Origin of the sequence: Citrobacter sp. S-77 (assembly GCF_963864895.1) — a bacterium.
GTDB classification, from domain to species: domain Bacteria; phylum Pseudomonadota; class Gammaproteobacteria; order Enterobacterales; family Enterobacteriaceae; genus Citrobacter; species Citrobacter murliniae.
Genome location: NZ_CAWLWU010000002.1, coordinates 3868118 through 3883761, shown reverse-complemented (window position 1 = coordinate 3883761; position 15644 = coordinate 3868118). Strand labels below are relative to the sequence as shown.

The following is a 15644-nucleotide window of genomic DNA, read 5'->3' as shown; positions in this document are numbered from 1 at the left end:
AGTGAACGCAACCAACAAAGATGCAGCTTGAAAGACGAGGGCGTATACATATCTTTTAACTGTAATCGGCATCCGCTGTGATCCCCTTGTGCTATCATTCGCAACTTCGGAGCGCCTGCATTATGCAGGCGCGCTTATCAATTGCTGTCTGACTTCAGCGAAATAACAAGAACTTGTGGTGACAGATGACCAGTAGCTATCTGCATTTTCCGGATTTCGATCCGGTCATTTTCTCAATTGGACCCGTCGCACTTCACTGGTACGGCATGATGTATTTGGTGGGGTTTATTTTTGCGATGTGGCTGGCGACTCGCCGTGCTAATCGCCCAGGGAGTGGCTGGACCAAAAACGAAGTAGAAAACTTACTCTATGCAGGCTTCCTCGGGGTTTTCCTCGGTGGGCGTATCGGCTACGTACTGTTCTACAACTTCCCTCTCTTCCTTGATAATCCGCTGTATCTGTTCCGCGTCTGGGATGGCGGTATGTCCTTCCACGGCGGTCTTATCGGTGTGATTCTGGTGATGATTATCTTCGCCAAACGTACCAAGCGCTCGTTCTTCCAGGTTTCTGATTTCATCGCACCGTTGATTCCGTTTGGCCTGGGTGCCGGTCGTCTGGGCAACTTTATTAATGGCGAGTTGTGGGGACGTGTCGACCCGAACTTCTCCTATGCCATGCTGTTCCCTGGTTCGCGTACAGAAGATATCTTACTGCTGCAAACTAATCCGCAATGGCAGTCTATTTTCGATACTTACGGCTCACTGCCACGCCACGCTTCCCAGCTCTATGAGATGGCGCTGGAAGGGGTTGTGCTGTTTATCATACTTAATCTGTTTATTCGTAAACCGCGCCCGATGGGGTCGGTCTCCGGGTTGTTCCTGATTGGCTATGGTGCGTTTCGTATCATCGTTGAATTTTTCCGCCAACCGGATCAGCAGTTTACCGGCGCATGGGTACAATACATCAGCATGGGGCAGATCCTGTCTATCCCGATGATTGTCGCCGGTATTATCATGATGGTTTGGGCGTATCGTCGCAGCCCACAGCAACACGTTTCCTGAGGAACCATGAAACAGTATTTAGAACTGATGCAAAAAGTGCTGGATGAAGGCACACAGAAAAACGATCGTACCGGAACCGGAACGCTTTCCATTTTTGGCCATCAGATGCGTTTTAACCTGCAGGAAGGGTTCCCGCTGGTTACAACTAAACGCTGCCACTTGCGCTCCATTATTCATGAACTACTGTGGTTTTTGCAGGGCGACACCAACGTTGCTTATCTGCATGAAAATAATGTCTCAATCTGGGATGAATGGGCCGATGAAAATGGCAATTTAGGCCCGGTTTATGGCAAACAGTGGCGCGCGTGGCCAACGCCGGATGGCCGCCATATTGACCAGATTACGACAGTTTTAAACCAGCTGAAAAACGACCCGGACTCTCGCCGTATCATCGTTTCCGCGTGGAACGTGGGTGAGTTGGATAAGATGGCGCTGGCGCCGTGCCACGCATTCTTCCAGTTTTACGTGGCTGACGGCAAGCTCTCCTGCCAACTGTACCAGCGTTCGTGCGATGTGTTCCTCGGCCTGCCGTTTAACATTGCCAGCTACGCTTTGCTGGTCCACATGATGGCGCAGCAGTGCGATCTTGAAGTCGGTGACTTTGTCTGGACTGGCGGCGACACGCACCTGTACAGCAACCATATGGAACAAACTCACCTGCAGCTTAGCCGTGAACCCCGCGCGCTGCCGAAGCTGGTTATCAAGCGTAAACCTGAGTCTATCTTCGACTATCGTTTCGACGATTTCGAAATTGAAGGCTACGATCCGCACCCAGGCATCAAAGCGCCGGTCGCCATCTGATCGAACGTCATGCTGCCACGACCGACGCCATAGCGCGTCGGTTTTTTTTTTTGCCTTCGCGTCAGTTTTTCGATGCTGATTCCTGCAAAAGTTGTAATACGCTGCAACATGGAAAATATTCCTCTCAGCCCGCCGAATAACCCGAATTCACTGCTCGTTATTTCATTCCCTCACGCCATACTGGCGACATGAAAAAACAACAAGGCTATACGCTAATTGAAACTCTGGTTGCGATGCTCATTATTGTCGCCCTAAGTGCCACAGGACTTTATGGCTGGCAACGCTGGCAGCAGCAACAACGGTTGTGGCAAACCGCCTGTCAGGTACGGGATTATTTGCTGCAACTTCGTGAAGATGCCAACTGGCATAACCGCGACCACGTTATCAGCGTTATCAGAGAGGGAGCGTCATGGTGTTTTGTTAGCTCTGCCGATGCTCATGAGTCATGTAAGCCTTCCTCGCCGTGGCTGTTTATGCCGCTCTGGGACGATATTGAGATGGTGGAGATAACGCCTTCGCTGGCTTTTTTTGGCCTACGGAACACGGCATGGGCCGGGCATATTCGCCTGAAAAATGCGGCTGGTGAATTAAATCTGGTGGTATCAGGTTGGGGGAGAATCAGACTTTGCGAGCGTGATGAGGCAAATCTATGTCGCTAAACGAACGCGGTTTTTCACTGCTGGAGGTGCTGATTGCGATGGCGATAAGCAGTGTTTTACTTCTGGGTTCAGCGCGATTTTTACCTGCCCTGCAGCGCGGTATTTTGCACAATACACACCAGTTAGTGCTTGAAGATGAGATCTGGCAACGTGTTTATACCGTAGCGAAGCATCTCCAGCGGGCGGGTTACTGCCGCGGACGCTGTCACGGTGAAGGGCTGGAAATATCGGGTCAGCGCGATTGCGTTATTGTGCAGTGGGATGCAAACAGTAACGGTATCTGGGAGACGAATCCGGCGAAAGAAGCCGAGCAGATTGGATTTCGCCTACAAAACAAGGCGCTGGAGACATTGCGCGGTGCGACGTCGTGCGCAGGAAAGGGCTGGGATAGCATGACCGATCCTGTAACCATTCAGATTGAGTCATTTCAGGTGGAACGCCAGAATGTTAGCGGGTTTGCGCCCGTCCTCATTCTGCGTCTGCGTGGCTCCAGTAAAGTCGAACCACAAAGAGTGATCGAAGCGCTGTACAGCGTGACAGGATTTAATCTGTGAACCGGGAACGAGGTGTATCGTCCCTTGCGCTGGTACTTTTACTTCTGGTGCTCGGTAGTCTGTTGTTGCAGGGCGTTAGCAGACAGGAAGCCAGTTTTGCCTCTCGCGTTGCAATGGAAAGCCAGTCTTTGCAACGCCAGGCCGTGGCGCAATCTGCGATGGAATGGGGGCGTATGCAACGCTGGCTTTTGCAACCCGATGTTCAGTGTCGGTCCTATGCAATGCAGAATGCAGACGTTTGTCTGCGACTGCTTGCTAATAATAATGTGTTGCTTATTGCTCAATACGAAGGGATATCTCTATGGCGTCAGGGCGAGGTTGTAGACGGCAATATCAAGTTTTCTGCACATGGCTGGAGCGATTTCTGCCCGTTAAAGACGCTGGCATTATGCCAGATCCCCTGAACCGGCAACGTGGATTTAGCCTGCCGGAAGTCATGTTGGCAATGGTGTTGATGATCATGATTGTGACCACACTGTCGGGGTATCAACGGGCATTGATGAACAGTTTCTTGGGCAGAAATCAGTACCAGCAGCTTTGGCGTTACGCGTGGCATCAAAGCCAACTGCATGTGTTTTCGCCGCCTTTGAACTGGCAGGTAAACCGAATGCAGACAACGCAGGCGGGATGTGTCAGCATCAATGTTAAAATTACGTCCCCTATGGGCAGGCAGGGTCAAATGACACGTCTGCACTGCTCAAATCGTCAGTAGTCAGGAGTCGCTATGTTAAGGGTCTACCACTCCAATCGCCTGGATGTGCTGGAAGCGTTAATGGAATATATCGTCGAGCGGGAGCGACTGGACGACCCTTTTGAACCGGAGATGATCCTGGTTCAAAGTACCGGTATGGCGCAATGGTTACAAATGACCCTGGCACAGAAGTTTGGTATTGCCGCCAACATTGATTTTCCGCTACCTGCGAGTTTTATCTGGGATATGTTTGTGCGCGTATTGCCGGAGATCCCGAAAGAGAGTGCGTTCAGTAAACAGAGTATGAGCTGGAAGCTGATGACGTTGCTGCCGCAATTACTGGAAAAAGATGACTTCACGCTGCTGCGTCACTATCTGACTGACGATACCGACAAGCGTAAGCTGTTTCAGCTTTCTTCACGCGCAGCCGACCTTTTTGACCAATATTTAGTCTACCGTCCGGACTGGTTAACGCAGTGGGAGGAGGGAAGGCTGGTTGAAGGTTTAGGAGAGTCTCAGGCCTGGCAGGCACCACTGTGGAAAGCGCTGGTGGAATATACCGCTGAACTGGGACAACCACGCTGGCATCGCGCTAATTTATATCAACGGTTTATTCAGACCCTGGAAAGTGCAACAAGCTGCCCGGAAGGGCTACCTTCGCGCGTTTTTATTTGCGGTATTTCGGCGTTGCCGCCTGTTTATCTTCAGGCGTTGCAGGCGTTGGGTAAGCATATCGAAATTCACCTGTTATTCACTAATCCGTGTCGTTACTACTGGGGTGACATTAAAGATCCTGCGTATCTGGCTAAGCTGCTGGCGCGCCAGCGTCGGCACAGCTTTGAAGAAAGAGAGCTGCCGTTGTTTCGTGATAGCCAAAATGCCGAGGGGTTGTTTAACAGTGATGGCGAGCAGGATGTCAGCAATCCGCTGCTGGCCTCGTGGGGAAAACTGGGGCGTGACTATATTTACCTGCTGTCTGAGCTGGAAAACAGCCAGGAACTGGATGCGTTTGTCGATATCACGCCCGACAATCTTTTGCGTAACATTCAGTCGGACATCCTTGAGCTGGAAAGCCGGGCTGTGGCAGGCGTCAATCTGGAGGAGTATTCGCGTAGCGACAATAAACGGTTGCTTGAGCCGAATGACACCAGTGTGAGTTTCCATGTCTGCCATAGCCCACAGCGTGAGGTGGAAATCCTCCATGACCGTTTGCTGGCGATGCTGGAAGCGGACCCTACGCTGACGCCGCGTGACATCATTGTGATGGTAGCGGATATCGACAGCTACAGCCCATTCATTCAGGCCGTTTTTGGCAGCGCGCCAGCTGATAGATATTTACCGTTTGCCATTTCTGACCGCCGTGCACGTCAGTCCCATCCCGTTTTACAGGCCTTTATCAGCCTGCTGTCGTTGCCGGACAGCCGTTTTGTCTCAGAAGATGTGTTGGCATTACTGGACGTCCCAGTACTGGCGGCGCGCTTCAACATCAACGAAGAGGGATTACGCTATCTTCGCCTGTGGGTTAATGAGTCAGGTATTCGTTGGGGAATTGACGACGACAACGTTCGCGAACTGGAACTACCACCGACAGGCCAGCACACCTGGCAATTTGGTCTGACGCGTATGCTGCTGGGCTATGCGATGGAAAGCACGCAGGGCGAGTGGCAATCGGTATTGCCGTATGATGAATCCAGCGGTTTGATTGCCGAGCTGGTGGGGCATCTGGCTTCGCTATTGATGCAGCTAAATCTCTGGCGCCGGGGGTTGGCCCAGGAGCGTCCGCTGGAGGAATGGCTACCCGTCTGTCGTGACATGCTCAATGATTTCTTCCTGCCGGATGCAGAAACCGAAGCGGCGATGACGCTCATTGAACAACAGTGGCAGGCTATTATTGGCGAAGGTTTGGGGGCCGAGTATCGCGATGCTATTCCACTTTCACTGTTACGCGATGAGCTAGCCCTGCGGCTAGACCAGGAACGTATCAGTCAGCGCTTCCTTGCTGGCCCGGTGAATATTTGTACGCTGATGCCAATGCGTTCCATTCCTTTCAAAGTGGTGTGTTTGTTAGGCATGAACGACGGTGTTTATCCGCGCCAGCTTGCGCCGTTGGGTTTTGACCTGATGAGTCAAAAGCCGATGCGGGGTGACCGAAGTCGTCGTGATGATGATCGCTATCTGTTTCTGGAAGCACTGATCTCGGCGCAGCAAACGCTCTATATCAGCTACATTGGGCGTTCAATTCAGGACAACAGTGAACGCTTTCCGTCGGTACTGGTGCAGGAGTTAATGGACTATATTGGGCAAAGCCACTACTTACCGGGTGATGAATTGCTCACCAGCGATGAAAGCGAAACCAAAGTAAAAGCCCACATTACCCGTTTGCACACCCGTATGCCTTTTGATGTACAAAACTTTCAGCCAGGCGAACAGCAAAGTTATGCGCGTGAATGGCTGCCAGCGGCGAACATGTCAGGTAAGGCACACGCTGATTTTGTTCAGCCACTCCACTTTACGATGCCTGAAACCCTGACGCTGGAAACGCTACAACGATTTTGGGCTCATCCGGTTCGGGCCTTCTTCCAGATGCGGCTACGAGTGAATTTCCGTTCTGAAGAGAGTGAGATCCCGGAAACGGAGCCTTTTACCCTTGAGGGGTTAACCCGCTATCAGCTTAACCAGCAGTTGCTTAACACGCTGGTGGAAGAGAACGACGCCGAGCGTTTGTTCCGTCGCTTCCGTGCGGCTGGCTCGCTTCCTTATGGGGCATTTGGTGAGATTCTTTGGGATACCCAACGTCAGGAGATGCAGTCGCTTGCCGATCGCATTATTGCCTCTCGCCAGCCTTGCCAGAGCATGGAAATTGATCTGAGCTGCAACGGTGTGCAAATCACGGGTTGGTTACCACAGGTCCAGGAAGATGGTTTGTTGCGCTGGCGCCCATCTTTGATAAGTGTGTCCCAGGGGGTGCAACTTTGGCTGGAACATCTTGTCTATTGTGCCAGTGGCGGAGCGGGAGAGAGTCGTTTGTTCCTGCGTAAAGACGGAGAATGGCGTTTCCCTCCACTGGAGGCAGAGCAGGCGTTACTGTATCTGTCACAACTTATTGAGGGGTATCGGGAAGGCATGTCATCGCCTTTGCTGGTGCTACCGGAAAGTGGTGGGGCGTGGATAAAAACCTGTTATGACGCCGTAAATGATGCCATGTTAGATGACGATGATACGCTGCAAAAAGCACGAAATAAGTTTTTGCAGGCTTATGAAGGCAACATGATGGTGCGTGGTGAAGGCGATGATATCTGGTATCAACGCCTGTGGCGTCAGCTGGCTCCTGAAACTCTGGAGACCATTGTGTCGCAGTCTCAGCGCTATTTGTTACCGTTATTTCGCTTTAATCAGTCATGATGATTGTATAAAAATTGCACAGATTGATGACTTCTACTATGATGCGCTTTCTGTCACGGACTGATTCTTACACATAAGATGCTGACTCGTTCAGCACAGAGTCTTGCCCTGTTCAGACCACGCTTAATGCGTGGTTTGTAGTGAACAGGTGAATACGTTAATGATGAGGTTTGTGAATGCCCCGCAGCACCTGGTTCAGCGCATTACTGTTGTTCGTTGCCCTTTGGGTACCCGTAAGTCAGGCAGATACTGGTTGGCAGCCTTTAGCTGAAACCATCCGTAAAAGCGATAAAGACACTCGCCAGTATCAGGCCGTGCGCCTTGATAACGGCATGGTCGTGTTGCTGGTATCCGACCCTCAGGCCGTTAAGTCTCTCTCTGCACTGGTGGTCCCGGTGGGGTCTCTGGAAGATCCCGACGATCACCAGGGGTTGGCGCATTACCTTGAACATATGTGCCTGATGGGATCTAAAAAATACCCACAGCCGGACAGCTTAGCTGAATTCCTCAAAATGCACGGCGGCAGCCACAACGCCAGCACTGCGCCCTATCGCACGGCTTTCTATCTCGAAGTTGAAAACGATGCGCTGGCGGGGGCCGTCGATCGTCTGGCTGACGCTATTGCCTCGCCGCTGCTCGATAAAAAATATGCCGATCGCGAGCGAAATGCCGTTAATTCTGAGCTGACGCTGGCGCGTACCCGGGACGGTATGCGTATGGCACAGGTGAGCGCAGAAACAATAAACCCGGCACACCCTGGTTCGCGCTTCTCCGGCGGAAATCTGCAGACATTAAGCGACAAACCGGGTAACCCGGTACTGCAAGCCTTGCAGACATTCCATGAAAAGTACTACTCCGCGAACCTGATGAAAGCGGTGATTTACAGTAATAAACCCCTGCCAGAGCTGGCGCGGATCGCGGCTGATACCTTCGGGCGAGTACCGAATAAAAATGTCGAAAAACCGGAAATTACCGTACCGGTCGTGACTGACGCGCAAAAGGGCGTCGTCATCCACTATGTCCCTGCAATGCCGCGTAAAGTGCTGCGCGTAGAGTTTCGTATCGATAACAACAGCGCACAGTTTCGTAGTAAAACCGATGAACTGGTGACTTACCTGATTGGCAATCGCAGTCCTGGAACCTTGTCTGACTGGCTGCAAAAGCAGGGGTTGGTGGAAGGCATCCGTGCAGACTCCGACCCGGTGGTCAACGGTAACAGCGGCGTATTAGCCATTTCCGCGACCTTGACCGATAAAGGCCTCGCGAATCGCGATGAAGTAGTCGCTGCCATCTTTAGCTATCTCAATCTGTTGCGTGAAAAAGGCGTTGATAAACGCTATTTTGACGAACTGGCACACGTACTGGATCTCGACTTCCGTTATCCCTCTATCACGCGTGATATGGACTACGTGGAATGGCTGGCTGATACCATGATCCGCGTTCCCGTCGAACATACGCTGGATGCGGTGAATATTGCCGATCAATATGATGCTAAGGCGGTTCAGGAACGTCTGGCGATGATGACACCGCAAAATGCGCGTATCTGGTATATCAGTCCGAAAGAGCCACATAATAAAACCGCTTATTTTGTCGATGCCCCTTATCAAGTGGATAAAATCAGCGAAAAAACCTTCGCCGACTGGCAGCAAAAAGCCCAGGGCATTGCGCTCTCTCTGCCGGAGTTGAACCCCTATATCCCTGATGATTTCACGCTGATTAAGACGGATAAAAAATACGCCCATCCGGATTTGATCGTTGATGAGCCTGATTTACGCGTGGTATATGCGCCGAGTCAGTATTTTGCCAGTGAGCCAAAGGCCGATGTCAGCGTGATTCTGCGCAACCCGAAAGCGATGGATAGCGCCAAAAATCAGGTGTTATTCGCACTGAACGATTATCTGGCCGGTATTGCGCTCGACCAGTTAAGCAATCAGGCTGCGGTGGGGGGGATTGGTTTCTCAACGAATGCTAACAATGGTCTGATGCTTAACGCAAACGGCTATACCCAACGTTTACCGCAGCTTTTTCAGGCGCTGCTGACAGGCTATTTCAGCTACACCGCTACGGACGAACAGCTGGAGCAGGCGAAATCCTGGTACGCCCAGATGATGGACTCTGCAGAGAAAGGCAAAGCCTATGATCAGGCAATTATGCCGGTACAGATGCTTTCTCAGGTGCCGTACTTCTCACGCGATGAACGCCGTAAACTGTTGCCATCCATTACTTTGCAAGAAGTGATGACTTACCGTGACACCTTAAAAGCCGGTGCGCGTCCTGAATTTCTGGTGATTGGTAACATGAGCGAAGCTCAGGCGAAAACCATGGCACGTGATATTCAGAAACAGCTTGGTGCGAACGGGTCGGAATGGTGCCGGAACAAAGATGTTGTAGTCGATAAAAAGCAGTCCGTCATTTTTGAAAAAGCGGGCAGCAGCACGGACTCCGCGCTGGCAGCGGTATTTGTGCCTACCGGTTATGACGAGTACACCAGTTCGGCCTACAGCGCGATGTTAGGGCAAATTGTTCAGCCGTGGTTCTACAATCAACTGCGTACTGAAGAGCAATTAGGCTACGCCGTATTTGCTTTCCCAATGAGCGTTGGCCGTCAGTGGGGAATGGGCTTCCTGCTGCAAAGCAGCGATAAGCAACCGTCTTACCTGTGGGAACGGTATAAAGCGTTTTTCCCGACGGCGGAAGCGAAACTGCGGGCAATGAAAGCTGATGAATTCGTACAAATTCAGCAGGCCATCATTGCGCAAATGCTGCAGGCGCCCCAAACGTTGGGGGCAGAAGCTTCGCAGTTAAGCAAAGATTTCGATCGAGGTAATATGCGCTTCGATTCACGTGATAAAATCGTGGCTCAGATTAAACTGCTGACGCCGCAAAAGCTTGCCGATTTCTTCCATCAGGCGGTGGTTGAGCCGCAAGGCATGGCGATACTGTCACAGGTTTCCGGCAGTCAGAACGGGAAAGCAGAGTATGTGCACCCGGAAGGCTGGAAAGTGTGGCCGACCGTCAGCGCGTTGCAGCAAACCTTACCCCTGATGAGTGAAAAGAATGAATGATGCCGCTGAGTCCCTTGATCCACTGCGCTTGCCCCTGACGGGCGAGCGACTGATTGAAGCCTCTGCGGGCACCGGTAAAACCTTTACCATCGCCGCCCTTTATTTACGTTTACTGCTTGGACTGGGCGGCTCTGCCGCCTTTCCTCGCCCTCTGACCGTCGAAGAGCTGTTAGTGGTTACCTTTACCGAGGCTGCCACTGAAGAGCTGCGCGGTCGTATTCGTAGCAACATTCATGAGCTGCGAATTGCCTGCCTGCGTGAAACTACCGACAATCCGCTCTATGCCCGCTTGTTAGATGAAATTGCCGATAAAAAACAGGCCGCGCATTGGCTGTTATTGGCTGAAAGACAGATGGATGAAGCGGCGGTGTTTACCATTCACGGTTTCTGCCAGCGTATGCTTAGTTTGAACGCCTTTGAGTCAGGCATGCTGTTTGAACAGCAACTGATAGAAGATGAATCGCTGCTGCGTTACCAGGCCTGCGCGGACTTCTGGCGTCGACATTGTTACCCGCTCTCTCGCGATATTGCGCAGGTGATCTTCGAAACGTGGAAAGGCCCACAAGCGCTGCTACGAGATATCGACCGCTACCTGCAGGGTGAAGCCCCGGTCATTAAAGCGCCGCCGCCAACGGATGAAACGCTGGCATCCCGACACGAAAAAATTCTGGCGCGTATCAACCAGATTAAGCAGCAATGGCGCGATTCGGTCGATGAGCTGGAAGGTCTGCTTGAAGATTCCGGAATCGACAGGCGTAAATTTAATCGTGGTAATCAGGGTAAGTGGATCGAAAAGATCAGTGCCTGGGCGCAGGAAGAGACACAAAGCTACCAGCTCCCTGATGCGCTGGAGAAATTCTCTCAACGCTTTTTAGAAGATCGCACCAAAGCGGGCGGCGTAACGCCCCGGCATCCGCTATTTGTCGCCATTGATGAACTGATTAGCGAACCGCTGACGATCCGCGATCTGGTGATTACCCGGGCGCTGGCGGAAATCCGCGAAGCGGTTGCGCAGGAGAAACGTCGACGCGGAGAGTTAGGCTTTGACGATATGCTCAGTCGGCTGGACGCGGCACTAGGTAGTGAAAGCGGCGATGCGCTGGCTACTGCCATTCGAACCCGTTTTCCGGTGGCGATGATCGATGAATTCCAGGACACCGACCCGCAGCAGTACCGTATTTTCCGTCGTATCTGGCAGCATCAGCCGGAAACCGCGCTGCTGTTGATTGGCGATCCCAAACAGGCTATTTATGCGTTTCGCGGTGCGGATATCTTCACCTATATGAAAGCGCGTAGTGAAGTTAGCGCACATTACACGCTCGATACCAACTGGCGTTCTGCGCCTGGGATGGTCAATGGCGTCAATACGCTCTTCAGCCAGATGAACGACGCCTTCATGTTCCGCGAAATCCCCTTTAGCCCGGTGAAATCCGCAGAGAAGAATCAATCGCTGCGGTTTGTACTTCACGGTGAAAAGCAACCTGCGATGAGCATGTGGCTAATGGAAGGAGAAAGCTGTGGCGTGGGCGATTACCAGAACTATATGGCCCAGGTGTGCGCAACGCAAATTCGTGACTGGCTTAAAGCCGGGCAGTCTGGTGAGGCGTTGCTGGTCAGCGGTAAAGCGTCCAACCCGGTACGCGCATCGGATATCAGCGTGTTGGTCCGCAGTCGCCAGGAGGCGGCGCTGGTACGCGACGCGCTAACGCAACTGGCTATCCCGTCGGTCTATCTCTCCAACCGTGACAGTGTATTTGAAACGCTGGAGGCGCAGGAACTGCTATGGGTCCTGCAGGCGGTGATGACGCCGGAACGTGAAAACACACTGCGTAGCGCGCTGGCGACGTCCATGATGGGACTTAATGCGCAGGATATTGAAGCGCTGAACAATGACGAGAATGCCTGGGATGCCGTAGTAGAGGAATTCGACGGTTATCGCCAGCTCTGGCATAAGCGTGGCGTCATGCCGATGCTGCGCGCGCTGATGTCAGCGCGTCAAATTGCAGAAAACCTGCTGGCAACGGCGGGTGGCGAACGCCGTCTGACCGACATTTTGCATATCAGTGAACTGTTGCAGGAAGCGGGATCGCAACTGGAAAGTGAGCATGCGCTGGTGCGCTGGCTTTCCCAGCATATTCTGGAACCTGACAGCAATGCTTCCAGTCAGCAGTTGAGGCTGGAGAGCGATAAGCATCTGGTTAAAATCGTCACCATCCACAAATCGAAAGGGCTGGAATATCCACTGGTCTGGCTGCCTTTTATCACTAATTTTCGCGTTCAGGATCAGGCGTTCTACCATGATCGTAGCTCTTTTGAAGCTGTGCTGGATCTCAGCGAAGCGGATGAGAGTATTGAGCTGGCAGAAGCTGAACGTCTGGCGGAAGACCTGCGATTGCTTTATGTTGCGCTGACGCGTTCGGTATGGCATTGCAGTCTCGGCGTTGCGCCGCTGGTGCGCCGTCGGGGTGATAAGAAAGGTGATACCGATGTGCATCAGAGTGCTCTGGGACGCTTGTTGCAAAAAGGCGAGCCGAAGGATGCCGCAGGGCTTCGCGCTGCTATTGAAGCGCTTTGCAGTGAAGATATTGCCTGCCTGACGCCGAATGAGCCAGACGGTGAGCGTTGGCTGGTTTCGCAACCCGCCAGTTCGGTATTGAGTGCAAGAACGCTGCAACGCGCTCCCGGTGACAGCTGGCGCGTGACCAGCTATTCCGGCCTGCAACAACGTGGACATGGCATCGCGCAGGATCTGATCCCCCGGCTGGACATTGATGCATCAGGCGTGGGTGAGGCGGTTGTGGAATCAGGACTAACACCGCATCAGTTTCCACGAGGTGCATCGCCGGGAACATTTTTACATAGCTTGTTTGAGGACCTGGATTTTACCCAACCGGTTGAAACGCAATGGGTACAGGAAAAACTGGCGTTGGGTGGGTATGAGGCACACTGGGCGCCGGTTTTGACCCACTGGCTGGAGGCCATTTTGCGTGCGCCGCTTAACGAATCGGGCGTGAGTCTGAGCGTTCTGTCTGCACGGGAAAAACAGGTGGAGATGGAGTTTTATCTGCCCATTTCGCAGCCGCTGATAGCCAGCCAACTGGACGCGCTGATCCGCAAGTACGATCCTCTCTCGGCGGGCTGTCCACCGCTGGATTTCATGCAGGTTCGTGGCATGCTGAAAGGTTTTATTGACCTCGTGTTCCGCCACCAGGGGCGTTATTACCTGCTTGACTACAAATCTAACTGGCTGGGAGAAGACAGCAGCGCTTATACCCAGCAGGCGATGGCCTCAGCAATGCAGGCACACCGTTATGACCTGCAATATCAACTTTATACTCTGGCGCTGCACCGCTATTTACGTCACCGCATTACAGACTACGATTATGAACGCCATTTTGGCGGCGTTATCTATCTCTTTTTGCGCGGTGTTGATAGCGAGGAACCTCAGCAGGGAATTTATGCGACCCGACCAGACGGAGAGCTGATTGCGATGATGGACGAGATGTTTGCGGGCGCAGCACTGGAGGAAATGCAATGACAATCCAGAAGCGATTACTGGAGGCTGTGGAGCAGAAACAGCTACGGCCGTTAGATGCCCAGTTTGCGCTGGCGGTTGCCGGAAACGACAACCCGGTCGTCACGCTGGCTGCGGCATTGCTTAGCCGCGAAGCGGGAGAAGGCCACGTCTGTTTACCGCTTTCGCGTTTATCTTTAAGCGAAGACGCCCACCCTTTGCTTACCTCTTGGATGAGTGAAAAAGGGGAGCCTGAAGACTGGGCTGAATGTCTGCTTGCCTCTGATGCGGTAAGTCGCGGCGAGCGCCCGACGCCGCTGGTGCTGTATTGCGATCGCCTGTATCTGAACCGAATGTGGAATAACGAACGCACGGTGGCTCGCTTCTTTAGTGAGGTTAACCAGGCAATCGAGGTGGATGAATCGCGGTTGACCCACACGCTGGGGACGCTTTTTCCGCATACGGAAGGAATTAACTGGCAGAAAGTTGCAGCGGCTGTAGCGCTGACGCGTCGTATATCAGTGATCTCTGGTGGGCCGGGAACGGGAAAAACGACAACGGTCGCCAGGCTGTTGGCGGCGTTGATTCAGATGGCGGATGGTGAACGCTGTCGTATCCGACTGGCCGCTCCAACGGGAAAAGCGGCGGCGCGACTGACTGCGTCGCTGGGCGCTGCATTACGTGAGTTGCCGTTGACCGATGAACAAAAGAAACGTATTCCTGATGACGCCAGTACGCTGCACCGATTATTAGGCGCACAGCCGGGTAGCCAGCGACTGCGCCATCATGCAGGCAATCCTCTCCATCTTGATGTGCTGGTGGTTGATGAAGCCTCGATGATTGATTTGCCTATGATGTCGCGCCTTATTGAGGCATTACCTCCCCATGGTCGGGTGATTTTTCTTGGCGATCGTGACCAGCTTGCTTCCGTTGAGGCGGGGGCTGTGCTGGGGGATATCTGTGCTTTTGTGAATGCCGGATTTACTGCGGAACGCGCAAAACAACTGAGCCGCCTGACCGGTAGCACCATTCCTGCGGGTTCAGGAACACAGGCGGCATCATTACGTGACAGCTTATGCCTGCTGCAAAAGAGTTACCGTTTTGGCAGTAATTCCGGTATCGGCCAACTGGCTTCTGCGATAAATCGGGGTGATAAAGCCGCGATCAAAACGGTCTTCCAGCAAGGTTTTAGTGATATCGAAAAACGCACGCTGCAAAGTAGTGAAGATTACGCAGCTATGCTTGATGAAGCGCTAGCGGGCTATGGGCACTACCTTGAGTTGCTCCATGAGCGTGCAGAGCCGGATGCTATTATTCAGTCATTTAATGAATATCAGCTATTGTGCGCACTGCGTGAAGGTCCGTTCGGCGTGAGTGGGTTGAATGAGCGCATCGAACAGGTGATGGTGCAAAAACGTAAGATTTCCCGTCTCGCACATACCCGTTGGTACGAGGGGCGACCGGTGATGATTGCGCGAAATGACAGTTCGCTGGGTCTGTTTAACGGTGATATCGGGATCGCGCTCGATCGTGGTCAGGGCTTAAGGGTGTGGTTTGCGTTGCCGGATGGCAATATCAAGTCGGTACAGCCCAGCCGTTTACCGGAACATGAAACAACCTGGGCGATGACGGTGCATAAATCACAAGGATCCGAGTTTGATCATGCGGCGTTGATTTTACCCAGCCAGCATTCGCCCGTTGTTACCCGCGAGCTGGTTTATACGGCGGTGACCCGCGCGCGCCGTCGCTTGTCGCTGTATGCCGATGAGCGGATATTGAGTGGGGCCATTGCCACTCGCACTGAACGTCGCAGTGGGCTGTCGGCGTTGTTTAATGATGGTATTGCACAGTAGGATTTGTTGGCCGGATAAGCGTTAACGCTATCCGGCAACTGTGG

The 15644-nt window shown here is 52.8% G+C and carries 10 protein-coding genes; all 10 read left to right on the top strand.

All coding sequences use genetic code 11. The annotated features are described in order from the left end of the window. The first annotated feature begins 185 nt into the window (after positions 1 to 185). The 10 genes from lgt to recD all read left to right on the top strand — a co-directional run bounded on the left by lgt (position 186) and on the right by recD (position 15600). Positions 186 to 1061: a prolipoprotein diacylglyceryl transferase gene (gene lgt / locus AACS05_RS19030; RefSeq protein ID WP_045447005.1), complete on the top strand. Its 876-nt coding sequence runs from the start codon at positions 186 to 188 to the stop codon at positions 1059 to 1061. Positions 1062 to 1067: 6 nt separating this feature from the next. Further along, entirely contained in the window at positions 1068 to 1862 is a 795-nt protein-coding gene (gene thyA, locus AACS05_RS19025; protein ID WP_045447002.1) for a thymidylate synthase, read from the top strand. Between the two features lie 188 nt (positions 1863 to 2050). Continuing rightward, positions 2051 to 2521 (top strand): prepilin peptidase-dependent protein, encoded by a 471-nt coding sequence (locus tag AACS05_RS19020; protein ID WP_045446998.1) that lies wholly within the window; start codon positions 2051 to 2053, stop codon positions 2519 to 2521. Further along, entirely contained in the window at positions 2512 to 3075 is a 564-nt protein-coding gene (locus AACS05_RS19015; RefSeq protein WP_045446995.1) for a prepilin peptidase-dependent protein, read from the top strand. Before AACS05_RS19020 ends, AACS05_RS19015 begins: the two co-directional genes overlap by 10 nt. Then, positions 3072 to 3479 (top strand): DUF2509 family protein, encoded by a 408-nt coding sequence (locus tag AACS05_RS19010; RefSeq protein ID WP_045446992.1) that lies wholly within the window; start codon positions 3072 to 3074, stop codon positions 3477 to 3479. The genes AACS05_RS19015 and AACS05_RS19010 overlap by 4 nt, the downstream gene beginning before the upstream one ends. Next, the gene (locus tag AACS05_RS19005; protein WP_045446988.1) at positions 3464 to 3787 is read left to right on the top strand and encodes a prepilin-type N-terminal cleavage/methylation domain-containing protein; all 324 of its coding nucleotides are present in this window, start codon (positions 3464 to 3466) and stop codon (positions 3785 to 3787) included. Before AACS05_RS19010 ends, AACS05_RS19005 begins: the two co-directional genes overlap by 16 nt. 12 nt (positions 3788 to 3799) lie before the next feature. Further along, positions 3800 to 7168 carry an exodeoxyribonuclease V subunit gamma gene (gene recC / locus AACS05_RS19000; protein WP_045446985.1) on the top strand — a complete coding sequence of 1123 codons (3369 nt, stop codon included), beginning with the start codon at positions 3800 to 3802 and terminating at the stop codon, positions 7166 to 7168. Positions 7169 to 7344: 176 nt separating this feature from the next. Further along, complete coding sequence (gene ptrA, locus AACS05_RS18995; RefSeq protein WP_045446982.1) at positions 7345 to 10233, top strand: pitrilysin; 2889 nt, start codon at positions 7345 to 7347, stop codon at positions 10231 to 10233. Then, positions 10226 to 13771, top strand: coding sequence for an exodeoxyribonuclease V subunit beta (recB, locus tag AACS05_RS18990; RefSeq protein ID WP_045446979.1), 3546 nt, complete (start codon positions 10226 to 10228; stop codon positions 13769 to 13771). The genes ptrA and recB overlap by 8 nt, the downstream gene beginning before the upstream one ends. Further along, on the top strand, positions 13768 to 15600 hold the full coding sequence (gene recD / locus AACS05_RS18985) for an exodeoxyribonuclease V subunit alpha (protein WP_045446976.1): 1833 nt from the start codon (positions 13768 to 13770) through the stop codon (positions 15598 to 15600). Before recB ends, recD begins: the two co-directional genes overlap by 4 nt. Positions 15601 to 15644: the final 44 nt, after the last annotated feature.

Coding starts and splice junctions, on each gene's coding strand:
- lgt (WP_045447005.1), top strand. CDS start 186: ATGACCAGTAGCTATCTGCATTTTCCGGATTTCGATCCGGTCATTTTC.
- thyA (WP_045447002.1), top strand. CDS start 1,068: ATGAAACAGTATTTAGAACTGATGCAAAAAGTGCTGGATGAAGGCACA.
- AACS05_RS19020 (WP_045446998.1), top strand. CDS start 2,051: ATGAAAAAACAACAAGGCTATACGCTAATTGAAACTCTGGTTGCGATG.
- AACS05_RS19015 (WP_045446995.1), top strand. CDS start 2,512: ATGTCGCTAAACGAACGCGGTTTTTCACTGCTGGAGGTGCTGATTGCG.
- AACS05_RS19005 (WP_045446988.1), top strand. CDS start 3,464: ATGCCAGATCCCCTGAACCGGCAACGTGGATTTAGCCTGCCGGAAGTC.
- recC (WP_045446985.1), top strand. CDS start 3,800: ATGTTAAGGGTCTACCACTCCAATCGCCTGGATGTGCTGGAAGCGTTA.
- ptrA (WP_045446982.1), top strand. CDS start 7,345: ATGCCCCGCAGCACCTGGTTCAGCGCATTACTGTTGTTCGTTGCCCTT.
- recB (WP_045446979.1), top strand. CDS start 10,226: ATGAATGATGCCGCTGAGTCCCTTGATCCACTGCGCTTGCCCCTGACG.
- recD (WP_045446976.1), top strand. CDS start 13,768: ATGACAATCCAGAAGCGATTACTGGAGGCTGTGGAGCAGAAACAGCTA.